We start from the raw sequence: 18,348 nt of genomic DNA, 5'->3' as shown, positions 1-18,348 counted from the left end.
CGCGGCAGCGAAGGCTGGGGAGGCTGGGGCGACCATGCCTTGTCCTCGCCACGAGCCGCCGATAGGACTGGCTTCCGACGCCGCATGACCGTTCCCCGATCCAGATACGAGCGCAGCTTGACCCTCACCGACCGATGCCTCCGCTTCGGCCTCGCCGTCGCCGGGCTCGCGCTCTGGTTCGTTCTCGCCGCGGCCGGCCCGGCCGCCGCGGTGGAAGCGGTCCGCGTGCCCGTCGACGCGCCGGTGCTCGACCTGACCAATGTCGTCGAGCGCAACAAGTCCGATGGCGACGTCATCCAGATCTCGACCGCGCCGGGCCCCGACGGGATCGTGCGCCGCATCGCGGTGCGGGCGCGCGAATCGGGCGCGCGGCCGGACTGGATCGTCTTCGCGCTGACCAATGATTCCGATGAGCAGATCGACCGGCTGCTGGTTGCGCCCTTCCATCGGCTGATCGGCTCGGGCGTGATCTGGCCGGATCTCGGCGACAGCCGCATCGAGGCCGTGACCGCGAGCCAGGGGCTGTCCCCGGAGCGCGAGGCCAGCCCCGATGCCGACGTCTTCCTGATCACGCTCGACCCCGGCACGACGGTGACCTTCGTCGCCGAGCTGAAATCCTCCAACCTGCCGCAGCTCTATCTCTACGAGCAGGAGGCCTATCGCCAGAAGACCAACGGGCTGACGCTCTACAAGGGCATCATCATCGGCATCGCCGGCCTGCTGGCGCTGTTCCTGACGATCATCTTCGTGGTCAAGGGCGCGGTAATCTTCCCGGCCGCCGCGGCGCTGGCCTGGGCGGTGCTGGCCTATGCCGGGCTGGATTTCGGCTTCTTCCAGCGCATCTTCCCGCTGACGCCCGCGATCGAGCGGATCTACCGCGCCGGCGCCGAGGTCGTGCTCGCGGCGACGCTGCTCGTCTTCCTCTTCGCCTATCTCAACCTGGCGCGCTGGCATGTGCGCTACAGCCACGTCACCATCGTCTGGATGCTGGGGCTGGCGGCGCTGGTCGGGCTGGCCGTCGTCGATGCGCCGATGGCGTCGGGCATCGCGCGCATCTCGATCGCAGCCGTTGCGGCGGTCGGCTTCGTGCTGATCCTGCATCTCGCCACCCATGGCTATGAGCGGGCGGTGATGCTGATCCCGACCTGGTTCCTGCTCGCGGTCTGGGTGACCGCGGCGGGCTTTACGGTGACCGGCCAGTTCCAGCGCGATCTGGTCGCGCCGGCGCTGCTCGGCGGCCTCGTTCTGATCGTGCTGCTGATCGGCTTCACCGTGATCCAGCACGCCTTTGCCGGCAGCGGGCTGTCGCAGGGGCTGGTTTCGGATACGGAGCGCCGTGCGCTGGCGCTGTCCGGCTCGGGAGACCTCGTCTTCGACTGGGACGTCAGCGCCGACAAGATTTTCGTCTCGCCGCAGATCGAGACGCTGCTCGGCCTGCCGCGCGGCGCGCTCGAAGGTTCGGCCTCGCGCTGGTTCGAGCACATGCATGTCGCCGACCGCGACCGCTATCGCGTCTCGCTCGACGCCGTGCTGGAGCAGCGCCGCGGCAAGCTCAATCTCGACCTGCGCCTGCGGGCGGCCGGCGGCAACTACCACTGGTTCAACCTCAAGGCGCGGCCGGTGATCGGCTCCGATGGCGAGGTCGTGCGCGTCATCGGCACGCTGGCCGACGTCACCGAGCAACGCACCGCGCAGGAGCGGATGCTGCACGACGCGGTGCATGACAACCTGACCGGCCTGCCCAACCGCAAGCTGTTCCAGGACCGGCTCTCGGCCGTCTTCGGCTTCTGCCGCGCCGACGAGACGATCCGGCCGACGGTGCTCGTCATTGACATCGACCGCTTCAAGCAGGTCAACGAATCGGTCGGCTTCTCGGCGGGGGATTCCATCCTGCTGACGCTGGCGCGCCGGCTCGGCCGGTTGCTGCGGGCGCAGGATACGCTGGCCCGCATCGGTGGCGACACCTTCGCGATGATCCTCGTCTCCGAGCGCGACCCGGAGCGCATCCTGGCGCTGGCGGAACTCGTGCGCCGTGCCGTCTCGACGCCGATCACCTTCGCCGAGCGCGAGATCCTGCTGACGCCCTCAGTCGGGCTCGCCTTGTTCGATCCGGCCCCGGCGGCGCGCAAGGACGACGCGCTGAAGAACGCCGAACTCGCCATGGCCCATGCCAAGCGCCAGGGCGGCAACAAGATCGAGGTCTTCGTGCCGGCGATGCGGACCGACCGCAACGACCGGCTGGCGCTGGAGAGCGATCTGCGCCGGGCGATCGAGCGCGGCGAGATCCAGGTGATGTATCAGCCGATCGTCCGGCTGGAAGACCGCACCATCGCCGGCTTCGAGGCGCTGGTGCGCTGGGACCACCCGCGCGAGGGCCGGCTGATGCCGGCTGATTTCCTCTCCATCGCCGAGGAGACCGGGCTGATCGTCGATCTCGGCGTCTATGTGATGGACCGCGCGGCCCGCGAACTCGAAGCCTGGCAGGCGGCGCTCGAGGTCGATCCTCCGATCTTCGCCAGCGTCAACGTCTCGAGCCGGCAGCTGCTGCGCCACGACCTGCTGCACGACGTGAAGACCGTGTTGGCTCGCCGGCGCATCCTGCCCGGCACGCTCAAGCTCGAGATCACCGAGAGCCTGGTGATGGAGAACCCGGAATATGCCGCGCAGATGCTCTCGCGCATCCGCGATCTCGGCGCCGGCCTCTCGCTCGACGATTTCGGCACCGGCTATTCCTCGCTGTCCTATCTGCAGCGCTTCCCCTTCGACACGATCAAGGTCGACCAGAGCTTCGTCAGGCAGATGGGCAGCGGCAAGCCACCGGTGATCCTGCGCTCGATCGTCCAGCTCGCCGCCGACCTGCGCATGGATGTGGTGGCGGAAGGGGCCGAGACCGAGTCGGATGCGATCGAGCTCTACCAGCTCGGCTGCCAATATGCGCAGGGCTACATCTTCGGCCAGCCGATGAGCGCGGCGGAAGCGCGACGGCTGATGGGCGCGGCGGCTGCGAACTCCAGCGAGGCGGCATAAGGAGCGGGCGTCATGTCCCGGTCCGAGCCCGGCAGGACTTGAAACCGGATCCCGGCTCTGCGCTGCCCTTCGCCTGAAAGCGGCGGATGGCCTCAGGCGTGCCCAGCCTCGCTCGACAAGAAGGCCGGATCGATCCCGATCTTGCCAAGCGCGCGGGCGTATTTCGTCTCGACGCCGTCGTCGAACAGCAGGGCGGGGTCGGCGGCGCAATGCAGCCAGCCATTGGCCTGGATCTCGGATTCGAGCTGGCCGGCGCCCCAGCCGGCATATCCCAGCGCCAGCACCGCGCTCTCCGGCCCGCTGCCGATAGCGATGGCGCGCAGGATGTCGAGCGTCGCAGTCAGGCAGATGCCGTCATCGATCGGCAGCGTCGCCGATTCGAGGAAGAAATCAGCCGTGTGCAGCACGAAGCCGCGCTTGGTCTCGACCGGGCCGCCGCGCAGCACCTGCAGCTTTTCGGCCTGGCTCGGCAGCCGAATCAGCTCCTCGGAGGGGATGACGTCGAGCTGGACGAGAAGATCGGGAAAACGCGTATCGGCGGCGGGCTTGTTGACGATGATGCCCATCGCCCCATCCTCGGAATGGGCGCAGACATAGACGACGCTGCGGCTGAAGCGCGTATCGGCCATGCCGGGCATGGCGATGAGGCACTGCCCGTCGAGATAGCTGCGGCCGCTGAGGCGCTGGTTCGAGCCGATCTTCATGACGCCATGCTAAATCAAATCCGGCGGCGCTGGAAACAGGCTTCGCGTTGCGGCAGCGTCTCTTTGCGACCGCTCGCGTCAGGATCACGCGATTGTTCGTGCCGGCATGGCGGATTTTGTCGCAATTCGCGGCTAGGTCTCATAAATGTCTGCTGTGCAACGTCTTCTCACCCTCCTCGCGGTGCTCGCCGCCGCGCTGGCGACGCCCGCCCTCGCTCAGGAAGCGGCGATGTCGCCCTGGTCGAAGGGTGACCACGCGTCGCTGCGTCTCATCGCCGGCGCGACCGCCGCCTCCGGCAAGCAGCGCGTCGGCGTCGAGATCCTGATGGCGCCGGGCTACAAGACCTATTGGCGCAGCCCCGGCGATTTCGGCGTGCCGCCCGTGTTCGACTGGAGCGGATCGACCAATATCGGCGGGCTCGACGTGCGCTGGCCGGCGCCCGAGCGCTTCGAGGACGGGAACGGCCATTCCCTCGGCTATGTCGGCGAGGTCGTGATCCCCGTCTCGGTGCAGCCGGCCGATCCGGCCAAGCCGGTGATGCTGGTGCTGAAGCTCGACTATGCCGTCTGCGAGAAGATCTGCATCCCCGTGAAGGGCGAGGCGCGGCTCTGGCTCGAGCCCGGCGTCACCGCGGTGACCTCGCCGCGGCTGGAGCGCTTCGAGGCACGCGTGCCGGCGCCGGTGAAGCTCGGGCCCCAGAAGACGAGGATCTCCGTCCTCGAGGCGAAGCTCGACGAGGGCGCGATCGAGCCCGGCCTGCGCCTCGTGCTGCAGGCCCCTCCCGAGGGTAAGGTCGAGGATGTCTTCATTGAGGGCGCCGGGATGTGGTCCTTCGGCAAGCCGACACTGAGCCTCCAGCCGGACGGCACGACGCTGGCGCTGCTTCGCATCGTCGACCGGCCGAAGGGCGCGGCGGGGCCGATCCCCTTTATCATCACCGTGCGCGGCAAGCCCGCCGCGATCGAGACGCGACTCGACCTCGACATCCCCGCCGCCAAGCCCTAATCGGTTGGCCGGGCGGCAGCTGCCGCAGGGCCTTCACGGAGAACAGGCGCGATGACCATCAAGGTGGGTGACAAGCTTCCGCAGGCGACGTTCCGGCTCATGGGGTCCGAGGGACCGGTGGCCAAGACCACCGACGAGCTCTTCGCCGGCAAGACCGTCGTGCTCTTCGCCGTGCCCGGCGCCTTCACGCCGACCTGCCACAAGAATCACCTGCCGGGCTTCATCGCCAAGGCGGCCGAGATCAAGGCCAAGAATGTCGACGCGATCATGGTGACCAGCACCAACGACGTCTTCGTCATGGACGCCTGGGCCAAGGCGACCGGCGGCGCCGGGCTGATCGAATTCCTCTCCGACGGCAATGCCGATTTCGCCAAGGCGATCGGCCTCTCGATGGACGGCTCGGGCTTTGGCCTGGGCACCCGCTCGCAGCGCTACTCGATGATCGTCAAGGACGGCGTCGTCGACAAGCTGAACGTCGAGGACGGACCCGGCAAGGCCGACATCTCCGGCGCCGAAGCCCTGCTCGCCCAGCTCTGAGCCGAGGCGCTTCCCTCATCGAGCCCGCGTCGTCCGCAAGGATGGCGCGGGCTTTTTGCTGGGTGGGAGGGGGGATCCGCCTGAGGCGCCGCAGCGTCTATCGGCTAACGTCGTCGCAGGAAGCTGCTGCCGTTCCGGTGGCCTGGCGGGAGTGATCGATTGTGAGAAGCGAAAAGCAGAAGATGCTGGCGGGCGAAGCCTACCGGCCCGGTGATCCGGAACTCCAGGCGGATGCCCAGCGTGCCCGCGCGTGGATGGTCCGCTACAACACCACCCTGGCGGCATCACCCGACGAGCGGCGGGTGATGCTACGCGAATTGTTTGCTCATGTCGGCGAAGGCGCCGTCGTGCGTCCGCCTTTCCATTGCGATTACGGCCAGCACATCTCTCTCGGCGATGGCGTCTTCTTGAATTTCAACTGCGTCGTCCTCGACGTCGCTCCCGTGGTGATCGGCGCCCTGACGCAGGTCGGACCCGGCGTGCAGTTCCTCACCGCCGACCATCCGCGCGATCCCGAGCTTCGGCGCGCCGGGGTCGAGAGCGGTCTCCCCATCACTATCGGGGCGAATGTCTGGATCGGTGGCGGCGCGCTGATCCTGCCGGGGGTCACGGTGGGGGATGATGCCATCATCGGAGCGGGGGCCGTCGCCACCCGCAACGTCTCCGCAGGGACGACCGTCATGGGCAATCCAGCCCGACCGCGCGGCAAGGCCTGACGGGTCATTGACCTCTCTCGTCATTCGCGGCGGGAGCGCGCGACGCATGACTGCCTCGACGAGGTCACGACTGACAAAAGGGAAGGCAAGAGGCGCTGGTCGCCACGTGGCGCCATCCCACGCCCCCGCCCTGATCGATCCGATCTCGCTTCGTCATGAGACAGCCCGGCGGGGCGGCGTTAGGCTTCGCCGAGATCGCCGGAGCCTGCCATGACCGCCCTGACCGCCCTGACCATCCGCCCCCTCGCCCGATCCGACCGCGCCGGCTGGGACCCGCTCTGGCAGGGCTATCTGACCTTCTACAAGGCGACGCTGCCGGCCGGGACCGACGACGTCACCTTCGCCCGGCTGACCGGCGGCCGCGAGCCGATGGGCGGTTTTGTGGCGGAGCGCGAGGGCACTTTGATCGGCCTCGTCCATTGGGTGATCCACCGCACCACCTGGCGCGAGGCTGATATCTGCTATCTGCAGGACCTCTTCACCGCACCCGAAGCGCGCGGAACCGGCGCGGGGCGCGCGCTGATCGAGGCTGTCCGGCAGATGGCGCAGGCCAAGGGGTGCTTTCGCGTCTACTGGCAGACGCATGAGAGCAATCTGCCGGCGCAGGCGCTCTACGACAAGATCGCCGACAAGTCCGGCTTCATCGTCTATCGCCAGCCGCTCGGCTGAAAGGTCCGGCGCGCAGGGCATGGACGCAGCGTGCGCCAGCCCCTATCCCGATTCCGGCGCCTGACGAGGCGGCTGGGATGGAGACGGCGATGCGGGCGGCGGGACTGGCATTTCGGGCGATCATCGCGCTCGCGGCGCTCGGCATGATCGGCAGCGGGCTCGTGCTGCTCGGCGAGGCCGGCACCAATCTGCTGGCGGCGGCGCGCGCCATGCTGGCGAACGACCATGCCCAGAGCACGATCTCGCTGGTGATGAAGACGATCGACGAATGCCTGTTCGCGGTCATCATCACCCTGCTCGGCGCCAAGGTGATCGCGAGCTTCGTCCTCGCGGAGCGCGTCACGGCGGGCGACGACCTGCCCTCCTGGATCCGCCCGAGCGAGATGGGGGAGCTGAAGAGCACCTTCTGCCAGGCGATCCTGGTCTATCTCATCGTCGATTTCGCCACCGACATGGCCACCGCCGACAGCAAGCTCGAACCCGGCTATCTCGTCCTGCCGGCGGCGATCCTGCTCATCGCCGGCGCACTGAAGCTGATGCCGCATGGCGGCGCGGCGAGCGGGCCGCAGAGCGAGACGCATTGAGGGCGCTAGCCCGCGGTCACCGCCCCGGCTTGAACGGCGCCATGCCGGCGCGGGCCAGTTCGTCGGCGCGCTCGTTCATCGGGTCGCCGGCATGGCCCTTGACCCATTTCCACTCGATCCTGTGCTGCTTCAGCGCCGCGTCGAGGCGCTTCCACAGCTCCTCGTTCTTGACCGGCTTGCGATCGGCGGTCTTCCAGCCGTTTTTCTTCCAGCCATGGATCCAGGCGGTGATGCCCTGGCGCAGATACTGGCTGTCGGTGTGCAGCGCGACCGTGCAGGGCCGCGTCAGCGATTCCAGCGCCGCAATCGCCCCCATCAGCTCCATACGGTTGTTGGTGGTCATCGCCTCGCCGCCGGACAGCTCCTTCTGCGTGCCCCTGTAGGAGAGGATGACACCCCAGCCGCCGGGCCCCGGATTTCCGGAACAGGCGCCGTCCGTCCAGACTTCGACGGTGTCGCTCATCGCCTCAGCCCGTAGTCGCGGGCATCGGCGACGCGCTGGTGGAAGGCGAGCTTGCGGTCGTATTCGAGCGGGTCATGCGGCTTGACCAGCGCGCCCGGCGGCACGTTGAGCCAGTCGACCAGCCGGGTCAGCAGGAAGCGCAGCGCCGAGCCGCGGCAGAGCTGCGGCAGCGCCTCGATCTCGGCTTCCGTCAGCGGGCGCACGCTCTCATAGCCGGCGAGCATGGCCTGGCCCTTGGTCAGGTTGAAGGAGGCATCGGCCTCGAAGCACCAGGAGTTCAGGCAGATCGCGAGGTCATAGGCGAAGGCATCGGTGCAGGCGAAATAGAAGTCGATCAGCCCCGAGAGCCTGTTCTTCAGGAAGAAGACGTTGTTGGGGAAGAGATCGGCGTGGATGACGCCGCGCGGCAGCCCTTCCGGCCAGCCGGCCTCGTGCACCGCGATCTCGGCCGCGACGCGTCCCGCCAGCCCCGCCGACACCGTATCGGCGGCCGCACCCGCCTGCTCCGCGAGAGGGCGCCAGCCGGGCACGGAGAGCGCATTCACCCGCTCCATGCCGAAATCGGCCCCGGCCTGGTGCAGCAGCGCCAGCCCGCGGCCGAGCTCCTGGCAATGCGTCGCGGTCGGCCGGCGCACCGACAGCCCGTCGAGGAAGGTCACGATGGCGGCCGGGCGCCCGGCGAGGCGGCCGAGCATCTCGCCGCGGCTGTCGCTGACCGGCTGCGGGCAGATCAGCCCGCGTGCCGCCAGATGCTGCATCAGCCCGAGGAAGAAGGGCAGATCATCCGGGTTCACCCGCTTCTCGTAGAGGGTGAGGATGTAGAACCCTTGCGTGGTGTGCAGCAGGTAGTTCGAGTTCTCGACGCCCTCGGCGATGCCCTTGGCGGAGAGGAGATCGCCGATGCCGTAGCGCGCGACGAATGCCGCCATCTCGTCATCGGGTACTTCGGTATAGACGGCCAAAGCTCTGCTCGCTCACTCGGCGGCTGCGGGCGCATCGCGCAATTCGCGCGGCAGCGGAAAGAAGACGTTCTCGTCGGCGGTCGAGACGGTCTCGACGCGGACCTCGTAGCGCTCGGCGAAGGCGTCGATGATCTCCTCGACCAGCACCTCGGGCGCACTGGCGCCGGCGGTGATGCCGAGCGTGCGGATCGACCCGAAGACCGACCAGTCGATCTCGTCCGTGCGCAGAACGAGCCGGGCGACCGGGCAGCCGGCGCGCTCGGCGACCTCGCGCAGGCGCTGCGAGTTCGAGGAGTTGGGCGAGCCGACGACGATCAGCGCCTCGACCTGCGGAGCGACGCGCTTCACCGCTTCTTGGCGGTTCGTCGTGGCGTAGCAGATGTCTTCCTTGTGCGGCGCGATCAGCTCCGGGAACCGCGCCTGGAGCGCCTCGACGATGCCGCGCGTGTCGTCGACCGAGAGCGTGGTCTGCGTGACATAGGCGAGCGGCTGGCCGGCCGGGGGGGTGAGCTCCGCGACGTCCTCGAGCGTCTCGATCAGGGTGATCGCGCCCGGCGGCAATTGCCCCATCGTGCCGATCACCTCCGGATGGCCGGCATGGCCGACGAGCAGGATGTGGCGCCCGCGCTTGTGATGGACCTCGGCCTCGCGATGGACCTTGGTGACGAGCGGACAGGTCGCGTCGATGGCGAAGAGATTGCGGGCATTCGCCTCCGCCGGCACGGATTTGGCGACGCCATGGGCGGAGAAGATCACGGGCCGCGTCGCATCCGGCACCTGCGACAGCTCCGCGACGAAGACGGCGCCCTTCCGCTTCAGCGATTCGACCACGTATTTGTTGTGAACGATCTCGTGGCGGACATAGACCGGCGCGCCATGCAGCGTCAGCGCCTTCTCGACCGCGTCGATCGCGCGCACGACGCCCGCGCAGAAGCCGCGCGGGGCACAGAGCAGGATATCGAGCGGCGGCTTGGTCACGCGGGGCTCCGGTTGGACAGCGGTCTTCTTTCGGCGTGGCGCGGGCGATGTCAAGAAAGGCGGCCGGCATCGGCATGCGGCGGCGATGGCCCTCGCCTGCCGACACGGGAGCGCCTAGAGAAGGCGACCGATCCCCGCAGACCGCCACCCTCGGCCGGAGCCCGTCGACGCGCCATGCCAGCCGCATGCTCTGCCGCACCGAGCGCTTCCGCCAGCAGGCTGCGCCCGTGAATCACCAAAGCCCGCCCCAGACGGCCGTCTTCGTCAGCGGCTCGCTGATGCGCCATGTCGCGGTGATGACCGGGACCGGCGCGATCGGGCTGATGGCGATCTTCGTCGTCGATCTGCTCTCGCTGCTCTACGTCTCCTGGCTCGGACGCCCCGAGGCCACCGCCGGCGTCGGCTTCGCGACGATCGTCCTCTACCTGATGATCTCGATCAATATCGGGCTGATGATCGCGGTTTCCGCCCTGACGGCCCGGGCGCTCGGCGCCGGCGAGCGCGAGGCGGCGCGGCGCATCGCCAGCTCGACGCTGGTGCTGATGGCACTCGCCGCGCTGGCCCTGACGGCGATCGCGCTGCCCGCCCTGCCCTCGCTGCTGCGCCTGCTCGGCGCCCATGACGAATCCTACCGCGTCGCGCTCTCCTTCCTGTGGATCGTACTGCCGTCCAACGTCCTGATGGCGGTCGGCATGGGACTGTCGGGCGTGCTGCGGGCCGTCGGCGATGCGCGCCGCGCCATGTTCGTGACACTGGGCGGCGGCCTCGCCACGGCCGGGCTCGACCCGCTGCTGATCTTCGGGTTCGGGCTCGGGCCGGACGGCGCGGCCTGGGCGATCGTGATCTCACGCGTCGTCATCGTCGCGACCGGGTTCCATGGGGCGGTGCGCGTGCACGACATCGTCGCTCGCCCGAACCTCGCCGGTGTGCGCCGCGATAGCGCCGCCACCATGGCCATCGCCGGCCCCGCGATCCTGACCAATCTCTCCAATCCGATCGCCAACGCCGTCTTCGCCGGCATCTTCTCCCGCTTCGGCGACGGAGCGATGGCGGCACTGGCGATCATGGACCGGCTCGTGCCCGTCGCCTTTGGCGTCCTCTTCGCGCTGACCGGGGCGGTCGGGCCGATCCTGGCGCAGAACTGGGGCGCCGGACGCTTCGACCGGATGCGCGCCGGGCTCACCGCCTCGGCGCAGTTCGCGATCGGCTGCGTCGTCGTCTCGGGGGTGGCGCTGGCCCTGCTGCGGGCGCCGATCGCGGCCGCCTTCGGCGCGACCGGGCTGACCGGCGAACTGCTGATGTTCTTCTGCCTCGTCGTCGGGCCGATGTGGATTTTCGTCGGCCTGCTCTTCGTCGCCAACGCCGCCTTCAACAATCTCGGCATGCCGCTGCTCTCGACGCTGTTCAGCTGGGGGCGGGCGACTCTGGGCACGATCCCGCTGGCCTGGGTCGGCGCGCACTATGCCGGGCCGAAGGGGGCGCTGGTCGGCTCCGCGCTCGGGGCCGTCGTCTTCGGCATCGTGGCGCTGGTCTTCGCCTATCGCGGCATCTCCCGGCTCGAGCGACGCTCCGCTGGCGGCTGACGAACACCGGGCACGGCTTGCCTCCCCCCTTTCCGCTGTTATCGTCGGCCGTTCAGGCGGCGACAGACCGCGCAGCAGCCGGAGGCACGCCATGATGACCCTGTTCGAGATGATGCAGCAGGCCCAGAACGGCCAGGCGATGCAGAACCTCGCCCGGCAATACGGGCTCAGCCAGCAGCAGACGCAAGCCGCCATCGAGGCGCTTCTCCCCGCCTTCTCGATGGGGCTGCAGCGGCAGACGCAGGATCCTTACGCCTTCGGCTCGCTGGCCCAGATGATGACCGCCTCCCCGTTCGGCCGCATCTTCGACGCCAATGGCGACGGCATTCCCGATCAGGCGCGCAGCGCGGGCACCGATGTGCTGAGCCAGATCTTCGGCTCCAAGGAGGTCAGCAACGCCGTGGCGGCGCAGGCGGCGGCGACCAGCGGCGTCGGCCAGGCGGTGCTGAAGCAGATGCTGCCGGTGATCGCCGCGATGGTGATGGGCGGGCTGACCAAATCGATGCAGAGCAGCGGCTTCGGCGGCATTCTCGGGCAGTTCGCCGAGATGATGCGCGGCCAGATGCCGGGCCTGCAACCCGCCCCGCCACCTCCGCCGCCACAGCCGGCCAACCCCATGAATCCGTTCGAAGCCATCCTCGGCAGCATGTTCGGCAACGGGCAGGTGCCCGCCGGCGGCCAGACGCAGGGGGGCGGGCCGTTCGGCGGCGGCCAAATGCCGGGGGGTCAGGCCGGCATGGACCAGATGGGCGGAATCTTTGGCCAGATTCTCACCGGCATGCTGGGCGGAGCGCAATCCCAGCCGGAGCCGGAGACCCGCACGGCGCGTCGGGCGCCTGAGCCCGAGCCGCAGGACGACGTGCCGCCGGCGGGCGCCGGGCCGGGCGCAATCGGCCTCGACGCGCTCAACCAGATGTTCGAGACCGGCCGCCAGGTGCAGGACAGCCATCAGCAGGCGATGAAGTCGATCTTCGACACGATGTTCGGCGGACCGGGCCGGCGCTGAGCCGACAAGAAAAAGGGCGGAGGCACGAAGCCTCCGCCCGCAGGAACGTGCAGCCCCAAGGGGTCAGGCGCTGCACGCAACCGTGTCGGCCACCGCCGCTCGCCGCGCGGGCGCCACCGGCTCCAACCGGGCGGGTCTGGCGGGAGCGACCCGCTCCGCCTGCTGAAGCGCGGCCTGGCGGCGCAGCGAGGCGACGCCGTGGCGGGCGCTGGAGCGCTCGGCGAGGACGAGCGAAGGGTCCGACAGCCAGGAGACCGAGAGCGCGCCGTCGAGATCCGAACGGACAAGACCGATGTCCTTGAGCCCGCGCTCGTCGAGCTCGCCCAGGCGCATCACCTCTCGGCGATGGATCAGGGCTTTGACGATGGCATTCACCGGCCGCAGCGTGAGGGTCGCGACACGCGCGGCACCGACCGAAACGGACGAGAGCGACTTCGTGGCGAAGGTCATGAGCAGCATGACGGCCTCCTGTGGACGGATGAGAGCGGGCATCGCGCTGCAGCCTGGACGCACCGTTTGGCTGAAGCGGATGATGCAAAGAGCCTAGCTTTCGACTGGTCATCAGCCAAACGAATGGTTATGATATCTCACAACACGGATATTGATGATCCATCCGCGAGGGTTTTCGATGGCCCATGTCCTCGACGCCGACCAGCTCAAGACCTTCGTCGCGATCGCCGATACCGGCTCCTTCACCCGCGCGGCAGAGATCGTGTTCAAGACCCAGTCGGCGGTGTCGATGCAGATGAAGCGGCTGGAGGAGCGCGTCGGCCGGCCTCTGTTCGGGCGTGACGGGCGCCATGCCAAGCTGACAGAGGATGGCGAGCGCCTGTTGGACTATGCCCGGCGCATCGTGCGGCTGAATCTCGAATGTGTGGCGAGCTTCGCCGATGCCGACCTCAAGGGGCGCATCCGCCTCGGTGTACCGGACGATTACGCCGACCGCTATCTGCCCGAGATCCTGGCGCGATTCGCCCGCTCGAATCCCCGCGCCGAGGTGACGGTGGTCTGCGAACCGACGCCTATGCTGGCCGAGCGGATCGCCACCGGCGACATCGATCTCGCCATCATCACCCATGTCGAGAGCCGCGGCCAGGGCGAGATCATCCGCATCGAGCCGCTTCTCTGGGTCACCTCGGCGCGGCATGGCGTGCATGAGGAGGACCCGTTGCCTCTGGCGCTGGGGCGGCCGAACTGCAACTGGCGGCAGGCGGCGGTCGACGCGCTGGAGAATAAGGGCCGGCGCTTCCGCGTGCTCTATGCGAGCTGGAACTCGACCGCGGTCGGCGCGGCGGTCGTCGCAGGGCTCGCCGTTTCCGTGTTGCCGGAGAGCGCCGTCCGGCCAGGCATGCGGATTCTCGGCCCGTCGGAGGGGTTCGCGACGCTGCCCTCCTGCAAGATCGGGCTGCTGCGCACGCGCTTCGACCCCTCGGTGCTGTCGAATGCACTGGCCGAGCACATCATCCAGAGCCTGGACAATCTGGCGAGCTTCAAGACCGCGGCGGAGTAACGCCGGTCTGCACCTTCAGCCCTTGAAGCCGGCGGCCGTCAATTCGAGCAGCGCCTTCAACCTGTCGCCCATAAGGGTTGCGCCCGCGATGATTGCCAGCGACACTAGGGTGGCGATGAGGCTGTACTCGATCGCCGTTGCACCGCGCTGGTCGCGGGCGAATCTTTTCATGAGGGCGCGGAGCGTCTGCATCGCGCCAGCATGCGAGGCAATCTCCGCAATCCGGTTAACGCCCTGCGCGACATTTGCTAGATCGCCCGCGTTTGACGGTTATAGTTTAAACTCCGTAAACAGCGGCGCGATCTCGCCGCCCCATTCTGTCTCGAACCGGGCCGCGAGATCCTGCGCCACCGTCCTGTCGGCTGCGACGAGCGCCTCGAGCGGATCGAGGAAGCCCGTCTCGTCGGCCCCTTCGCCATTGCGGCGTGCGCGACGCGCCAGCCCGGCGCGCGACTGGGCAAGCACCTCGCGGGCGATCTCGCGCAGTTGACGCCTGGCGATGGTGGCGGCGAGGCCCTCTCTCGGCACGGCGTCGCGCAAGGCCTGGCGCTCCTCTGCACTCCAGCCCTTCACGATCTCCCATGCGGCGTCGAGCGAGGCAGGGTCATAGAGCAGGCCGACCCAGAAAGCCGGCAGCGCATTGAGCATCTCCGGCGGCCCGGCATCGGCGCCTCGCATCTCGAGGAACCGCTTCAGGCGCACCTCGGGGAAGAGCGTCGAAAGATGGTTGGCCCAGTCGGAGATCGTCGCCTTCTCGCCGGGAAGCTGCGCGAGCTTTCCCGCCAGAAGGTCGCGGAAGGAGCCGCCTGCGACGTCGTGATAGGTGTCGCCGCGCTTGACGAAATACATCGGCACATCGAGCGCCCAGTCGACATAGGCCTCGTAGGACATGCCATCGTCGAAGGCGAAGGCGAGCATTCCGGAGCGGGCGGCGTCGGTGTCGCGCCAGATTTCGGAGCGCATCGACTGGAAGCCGTTGAGCCTGCCTTCCGTGAAGGGCGAGGACGCGAAGAGCGCCGTTGCAAGCGGCTGCAGGGCGAGCGAGACCCGCAGCTTGCGGACCATGTCCGCCTCGCTGGCAAAGTCGAGATTGACCTGGACCGTGCAGGTCCGGAACATCATGTCGAGGCCGCGCGAGCCGACCTTCGGCATGTAGTTGGCCATGATCTTGTAGCGCCCCTTGGGCATGACGGGCGTCTGGGCGCGCGTCCACAGCGGCGAATGGCCGAGCGAGACGAAGCCGATGCCGTGCTCCTGCGCCACGGCCTTGACGTCGCGCAGATGGCCGCCCAGTTCCGCCGCGGTCTCGTGCAGGGTTTCGACCGGTGCGCCCGAGAGTTCGAACTGCCCGCCGGGCTCCAGCGAGATTGCGCCGCCGCCGTCGACCCCGGCGAGGCCGATGATGTGGCCGGCGTCCATGATCGGCTCCCAGCCGAGCTTCGCCTGCATGCCCTCGAGCAGATGGCGGATGCCGCCGGCGGCCGGGCGACCGCCGGATGCCGCCCGGCCTTCATAAGGGACGGGTGCGAGGTCGTCGCTATAGAAGGCGAACTTCTCGTGTTCGGTGCCGAGACGGAAGGCGGAAGGTGGTTTCTCCCCCGCTGCGATCCAGGACACCAACTCGTCCTTGGAACCGATCGGGGTGGAGTCGGACACGTCGCGAGCCATGGGCGCTCCGGCAGAAGAACAGGACGGCCAGATTGCCGTCCATGTCTCGGGACATGGGGGCTCGGGCTCCGGGAGCGCCAGACATAGGCGAGCCGCGAACGCTCGACAACGACCCTCGCCGCGCGTTGGCGGATGAGTGGCGAACGCAAGGCGCAGAACGGAGCCGGCCCGGGTCGTGCCCTAGGCAGCGCCGCCCTGGCGGGCCCAGCCGGTGCGATCGAGCCGCGTTTCGGAGGCGATCCAGTCGACCACGGCTGCAAGCCCGGCATTCTGCCCGCCGGATCGGCCGCGGGCCTCCTCGAAAACCGCAAGTTGAACATCGGCACTGGTGCCGTTCGTGACGACGTCGTTGCAGAGGGAGAGCTCTGCCTCGCAGCCCAGAGCACGGGCATCGTCCGCGAGGCGGCTGACCAGATCGCCGACCAGGTCGGGGACACTGCGCATGCTGCGGCTCGGCTCGTCGATCAGCCCGCCATGGATGCCGTAGCGCTGGGCGCGCCAGAGGTTCTCGCAGGCGATGGCACGCGAGGCGGGCGTCAGATCGGCATTGAGCCCGGGATGGCGCAGGAGATGCCGGACGAGGCAGCGATAGAGCGCGACGATGGCGAGGGTATCGTCCAGCCGCGTGCAGGAATCGGCGATGCGCAGCTCCAGGGTCGGAAGCTTGTCGGAGGGTCGGATCGCCCACCAGAGATAGCTGCCATCCTTGATCGCGCCGGTCGCAACCATGGTGTCGAGATAGGCCCGGTAATCCGCCGGGTCGGCGAAGAGGTCCGGCAGGCCGGTGCGCGGCAGCTCGCCATAGGCGGCGAGCCGATAGCCCATCAGCCCGGTGCGGCGCCCCTGCCAGAAGGGCGATGAGGTCGAGAGGGCAAGGATGACCGGCAGGAAGGGCATGATCCGCGCCATCAGCCGGATTCGCTCGTCCGCATCGGCGACCTCGACATGGACATGCAGGCCGCAGAGCTGGTTGCGGCTGCCGAGCATCTGCAGATCGCGCATCAGCGTATCGTAGCGCGCGGCTTCGGTGGCGCGCTGGCGCGACCAGGCGGCGCTCGGATGGGTGCCGCAGGCGAGCAGCAGCATGTCATGCTCCAGCGCCAGCCCGGCCAGCCCGGTGCGGAGCCTTGTCAGGGACCGCCGCGCCTCGTCCATCGTCCGGCAGATCGGCGTCGCGACCTCGATCTGCGACTGCAGCATCTCGCGCTGGACCTCCTCGGGAAAGGCGCGCTGGGCCGCTTCGATGAAGGCAGCGGAGACCTTGCGTCCGATCCCCCGCGTCACCGCGTCCGCCAGAAAATACTCTTCCTCGATGCCGAAGAGGCCCTCGTTGCTCATGCGCTCATCCTCGTGGCGGACCTTGGGCCCGGTCGCCGAGCCATCGCGGCGACACCCGACCGGCGGGCGCGCCAGACTGCGCTCGATTGAGTCGAGAATGCGTCCCCCATGACCGGCCAAACGTTGCAGGGGCAGCGGCGTTCCGCGAATCAGCCGCGAGGCCAGTCGCCCAGCACGGCCTGGACGAGCGCGAGAGCGGCCACGGCGGCCGTGTCGGCGCGCAGGATGCGCGGACCGAGCGAGATCGCGAGCGTCCGGGGCCGCGCCATGATGAGGCGCCTCTCCGCTTCGTCGAAGCCACCCTCGGGGCCGATCAGCACGGCGAGCGGGCCCGGCTTCGCCTGCGCGAGAGCGGCGACAGGGCTCTCCTGCGCCAGCGCCTCGTCGCAGAAGACGAGCAGCCGGTCCGGTTCGAGCGCGGCGAGCGCCACTTCCAGCCCCTGTTCGGCGCGGATCTCGGGAAGGCTCAGGATGCCGCACTGCTCCGCCGCCTCGACGGCATTCGCGCGCATCCGGTCGAGATTCAGCCGCGAGACCTGGGTGCGGCGGGTGAGCACGGGCTGGATGACGCCGGCGCCCATCTCCACGGCCTTCTGCGCGATGTAGTCGAGCCGGGCATGTTTGAGAGGGGCGAAGAGGTACTGCAGATCGGGCGCGGCCGGCTGCGGCGTCGTCTGCCGCAGCACTGTAAGGCTCGCCTGCTTGCGCCCCTCCACCGCGATCGCGGCCAGCCATTCGCCGTCGCGGCCGTTGAAGACGAGCACGGTTTCGTCCTGCTTCATCCGCAGAACCGAGATCAGATAGTTCGCCTGCTCGCGCGCGAGCGGAAGTCGATAACCTTCGGCCAGAGCCGGCTCGACGAACAGCCGGTAGCGCGCGAAATCGGGGGTGGTCATGGCTCGAGCGCTGTCCTCTCGGCGGCGGATCGCACCCTTCGCGACCGTCGCAGGCCGGTCATCCACGCCAAAACCGCCACAATCCACCGCTAACGGCAGGTCAAGCCGGCAGCCGGCAGCTCCGGCGCGCAAAGGTTCTTGGCGCTAACACGACGTTGCTGTTAAGGAAACCGCGAGGGGCCGGAGTGCCCCCGCAGGATGTGGAGCGGAAACGAGATGCGGCGCAGTTTGGCTTCCGGAGTGATCGCGACGATGGGCCTCGCGGCGGCCGCGCTGCTCGACGCCGCCCCGGCCCGCGCCCAGGCCTCCGGCTGCGAGAAGATCCAGGCGCTGCTGCAGGAGCGGCAGTCGCTCGTCGCCTCGCTCAACGCCGCCCAGAAATCCAAGCGCAAGCTGACGCCACAGCAGGCCTGCAGCACGATGACCAAGCTGGTCAGCAACGGCGCGACCACCGTCAAGTTCGCGACCGACAACCAGGACTGGTGCCAGATTCCGCCCTCCTTCATCGAGGGCATGAAGGCCGACAACCAGAAGGCCGCCGGCATCCGCACCCAGGCCTGCAATGCGGTGAAGCAGCAGGCCGAGATGATGCGTCGCGCGCAGCAGCAGGCGCAGGGCGGCGGCAACCCGTTCGGCGGCGGCGACGCCATCACCGGCGGCGGCATGCGCATTCCCCAGGGCGCTCTCTAAGCCCGGCGCCC

19 protein-coding genes are annotated in these 18,348 nt (G+C 68.6%); 10 read left to right on the top strand and 9 right to left on the bottom strand.

Going from position 1 to position 18,348, the window contains the following annotated elements; genetic code table 11:
- Window positions 1-117 precede the first annotated feature (117 nt).
- Window positions 118-3,027, top strand: a complete 2,910-nt coding sequence (locus ACFPN9_RS04270; RefSeq protein WP_377815453.1) for an EAL domain-containing protein — start codon at window positions 118-120, stop codon at window positions 3,025-3,027.
- A gap of 92 nt (window positions 3,028-3,119) precedes the next feature.
- On the opposite strand, the gene ACFPN9_RS04265 is transcribed toward ACFPN9_RS04270, so the two are convergent.
- Entirely contained in the window at window positions 3,120-3,731 is a 612-nt protein-coding gene (locus ACFPN9_RS04265) for a YqgE/AlgH family protein (protein WP_066721081.1), read from the bottom strand.
- 145 nt (window positions 3,732-3,876) lie between these two features.
- On the opposite strand from ACFPN9_RS04265, the gene ACFPN9_RS04260 reads away from it, so the two are divergent.
- From ACFPN9_RS04260 to ACFPN9_RS04240, 5 genes are all read left to right on the top strand, one after another.
- A complete protein-coding gene (locus ACFPN9_RS04260) occupies window positions 3,877-4,737 on the top strand; it encodes a protein-disulfide reductase DsbD domain-containing protein (RefSeq protein ID WP_066735426.1) in 861 nt (286 codons plus the stop codon).
- A gap of 51 nt (window positions 4,738-4,788) precedes the next feature.
- A complete protein-coding gene (locus ACFPN9_RS04255) occupies window positions 4,789-5,274 on the top strand; it encodes a peroxiredoxin (protein WP_066721075.1) in 486 nt (161 codons plus the stop codon).
- A gap of 161 nt (window positions 5,275-5,435) precedes the next feature.
- A complete protein-coding gene (locus ACFPN9_RS04250; RefSeq protein ID WP_377815449.1) occupies window positions 5,436-5,990 on the top strand; it encodes a sugar O-acetyltransferase in 555 nt (184 codons plus the stop codon).
- 210 nt (window positions 5,991-6,200) lie between these two features.
- The gene (locus tag ACFPN9_RS04245) at window positions 6,201-6,659 is read left to right on the top strand and encodes a GNAT family N-acetyltransferase (protein WP_066721068.1); all 459 of its coding nucleotides are present in this window, start codon (window positions 6,201-6,203) and stop codon (window positions 6,657-6,659) included.
- Between the two features lie 77 nt (window positions 6,660-6,736).
- Entirely contained in the window at window positions 6,737-7,243 is a 507-nt protein-coding gene (locus ACFPN9_RS04240; protein ID WP_066721065.1) for a YqhA family protein, read from the top strand.
- Between the two features lie 16 nt (window positions 7,244-7,259).
- On the opposite strand, the gene rnhA is transcribed toward ACFPN9_RS04240, so the two are convergent.
- From rnhA to ispH, 3 genes are read right to left on the bottom strand one after another with little or no spacing between them, the layout of a single operon-like run.
- Complete coding sequence (rnhA, locus tag ACFPN9_RS04235) at window positions 7,260-7,706, bottom strand: ribonuclease HI (protein ID WP_066721062.1); 447 nt, start codon at window positions 7,704-7,706, stop codon at window positions 7,260-7,262.
- Window positions 7,703-8,668, bottom strand: coding sequence for a homoserine kinase (locus tag ACFPN9_RS04230; RefSeq protein WP_066721059.1), 966 nt, complete (start codon window positions 8,666-8,668; stop codon window positions 7,703-7,705). The genes rnhA and ACFPN9_RS04230 overlap by 4 nt, the downstream gene beginning before the upstream one ends.
- A gap of 12 nt (window positions 8,669-8,680) precedes the next feature.
- Window positions 8,681-9,700 carry a 4-hydroxy-3-methylbut-2-enyl diphosphate reductase gene (gene ispH, locus ACFPN9_RS04225; RefSeq protein ID WP_066721057.1) on the bottom strand — a complete coding sequence of 340 codons (1,020 nt, stop codon included), beginning with the start codon at window positions 9,698-9,700 and terminating at the stop codon, window positions 8,681-8,683.
- A 131-nt stretch (window positions 9,701-9,831) separates the two neighbouring features.
- Here ispH and ACFPN9_RS04220 point away from each other — a divergent pair, with 131 nt between their 5' ends.
- Both ACFPN9_RS04220 and ACFPN9_RS04215 read left to right on the top strand, forming a co-directional pair.
- Window positions 9,832-11,229 carry an MATE family efflux transporter gene (locus ACFPN9_RS04220; protein WP_066721054.1) on the top strand — a complete coding sequence of 466 codons (1,398 nt, stop codon included), beginning with the start codon at window positions 9,832-9,834 and terminating at the stop codon, window positions 11,227-11,229.
- A gap of 91 nt (window positions 11,230-11,320) precedes the next feature.
- Window positions 11,321-12,235: a DUF937 domain-containing protein gene (locus ACFPN9_RS04215; RefSeq protein WP_066721052.1), complete on the top strand. Its 915-nt coding sequence runs from the start codon at window positions 11,321-11,323 to the stop codon at window positions 12,233-12,235.
- A gap of 63 nt (window positions 12,236-12,298) precedes the next feature.
- On the opposite strand, the gene ACFPN9_RS04210 is transcribed toward ACFPN9_RS04215, so the two are convergent.
- Complete coding sequence (locus ACFPN9_RS04210; RefSeq protein WP_066721050.1) at window positions 12,299-12,694, bottom strand: YjiS-like domain-containing protein; 396 nt, start codon at window positions 12,692-12,694, stop codon at window positions 12,299-12,301.
- Between the two features lie 169 nt (window positions 12,695-12,863).
- Between ACFPN9_RS04210 and ACFPN9_RS04205 the strand changes: the two genes are divergently transcribed.
- Window positions 12,864-13,745, top strand: a complete 882-nt coding sequence (locus ACFPN9_RS04205; protein WP_067993771.1) for a LysR substrate-binding domain-containing protein — start codon at window positions 12,864-12,866, stop codon at window positions 13,743-13,745.
- A gap of 15 nt (window positions 13,746-13,760) precedes the next feature.
- On the opposite strand, the gene ACFPN9_RS04200 is transcribed toward ACFPN9_RS04205, so the two are convergent.
- The 4 genes from ACFPN9_RS04200 to ACFPN9_RS04185 all read right to left on the bottom strand — a co-directional run bounded on the left by ACFPN9_RS04200 (window position 13,761) and on the right by ACFPN9_RS04185 (window position 17,647).
- Window positions 13,761-13,937 (bottom strand): Flp family type IVb pilin, encoded by a 177-nt coding sequence (locus ACFPN9_RS04200; RefSeq protein ID WP_082733108.1) that lies wholly within the window; start codon window positions 13,935-13,937, stop codon window positions 13,761-13,763.
- A 78-nt stretch (window positions 13,938-14,015) separates the two neighbouring features.
- Window positions 14,016-15,413, bottom strand: a complete 1,398-nt coding sequence (locus ACFPN9_RS04195) for a glutamate--cysteine ligase (RefSeq protein ID WP_377815442.1) — start codon at window positions 15,411-15,413, stop codon at window positions 14,016-14,018.
- 180 nt (window positions 15,414-15,593) lie between these two features.
- Window positions 15,594-16,751 carry a carboxylate-amine ligase gene (locus ACFPN9_RS04190; RefSeq protein ID WP_066721046.1) on the bottom strand — a complete coding sequence of 386 codons (1,158 nt, stop codon included), beginning with the start codon at window positions 16,749-16,751 and terminating at the stop codon, window positions 15,594-15,596.
- Between the two features lie 149 nt (window positions 16,752-16,900).
- Window positions 16,901-17,647, bottom strand: coding sequence for a 16S rRNA (uracil(1498)-N(3))-methyltransferase (locus ACFPN9_RS04185; protein WP_066721045.1), 747 nt, complete (start codon window positions 17,645-17,647; stop codon window positions 16,901-16,903).
- A 216-nt stretch (window positions 17,648-17,863) separates the two neighbouring features.
- Between ACFPN9_RS04185 and ACFPN9_RS04180 the strand changes: the two genes are divergently transcribed.
- Complete coding sequence (locus tag ACFPN9_RS04180; RefSeq protein WP_082733114.1) at window positions 17,864-18,337, top strand: hypothetical protein; 474 nt, start codon at window positions 17,864-17,866, stop codon at window positions 18,335-18,337.
- Window positions 18,338-18,348: the final 11 nt, after the last annotated feature.

Source organism: Allobosea massiliensis (assembly GCF_042655245.1).
GTDB lineage: Bacteria > Pseudomonadota > Alphaproteobacteria > Rhizobiales > Beijerinckiaceae > Allobosea > Allobosea massiliensis.
This window is presented reverse-complemented; position numbering and strand designations above follow the sequence as displayed.

Excerpts from the sequence above, each read along its gene's own strand:
- ACFPN9_RS04190 (WP_066721046.1), bottom strand. The coding sequence starts at position 16,751 with ATGAGCAACGAGGGCCTCTTCGGCATCGAGGAAGAGTATTTTCTGGCG.
- ACFPN9_RS04215 (WP_066721052.1), top strand. The coding sequence starts at position 11,321 with ATGATGACCCTGTTCGAGATGATGCAGCAGGCCCAGAACGGCCAGGCG.
- ACFPN9_RS04205 (WP_067993771.1), top strand. The coding sequence starts at position 12,864 with ATGGCCCATGTCCTCGACGCCGACCAGCTCAAGACCTTCGTCGCGATC.
- ACFPN9_RS04200 (WP_082733108.1), bottom strand. The coding sequence starts at position 13,937 with ATGCAGACGCTCCGCGCCCTCATGAAAAGATTCGCCCGCGACCAGCGC.
- rnhA (WP_066721062.1), bottom strand. The coding sequence starts at position 7,706 with ATGAGCGACACCGTCGAAGTCTGGACGGACGGCGCCTGTTCCGGAAAT.
- ACFPN9_RS04195 (WP_377815442.1), bottom strand. The coding sequence starts at position 15,413 with ATGGCTCGCGACGTGTCCGACTCCACCCCGATCGGTTCCAAGGACGAG.
- ACFPN9_RS04255 (WP_066721075.1), top strand. The coding sequence starts at position 4,789 with ATGACCATCAAGGTGGGTGACAAGCTTCCGCAGGCGACGTTCCGGCTC.
- ACFPN9_RS04210 (WP_066721050.1), bottom strand. The coding sequence starts at position 12,694 with ATGCTGCTCATGACCTTCGCCACGAAGTCGCTCTCGTCCGTTTCGGTC.
- ACFPN9_RS04260 (WP_066735426.1), top strand. The coding sequence starts at position 3,877 with ATGTCTGCTGTGCAACGTCTTCTCACCCTCCTCGCGGTGCTCGCCGCC.
- ACFPN9_RS04180 (WP_082733114.1), top strand. The coding sequence starts at position 17,864 with ATGCGGCGCAGTTTGGCTTCCGGAGTGATCGCGACGATGGGCCTCGCG.
- ACFPN9_RS04245 (WP_066721068.1), top strand. The coding sequence starts at position 6,201 with ATGACCGCCCTGACCGCCCTGACCATCCGCCCCCTCGCCCGATCCGAC.
- ACFPN9_RS04185 (WP_066721045.1), bottom strand. The coding sequence starts at position 17,647 with ATGACCACCCCCGATTTCGCGCGCTACCGGCTGTTCGTCGAGCCGGCT.
- ACFPN9_RS04265 (WP_066721081.1), bottom strand. The coding sequence starts at position 3,731 with ATGAAGATCGGCTCGAACCAGCGCCTCAGCGGCCGCAGCTATCTCGAC.
- ACFPN9_RS04220 (WP_066721054.1), top strand. The coding sequence starts at position 9,832 with ATGCTCTGCCGCACCGAGCGCTTCCGCCAGCAGGCTGCGCCCGTGAAT.
- ACFPN9_RS04240 (WP_066721065.1), top strand. The coding sequence starts at position 6,737 with ATGGAGACGGCGATGCGGGCGGCGGGACTGGCATTTCGGGCGATCATC.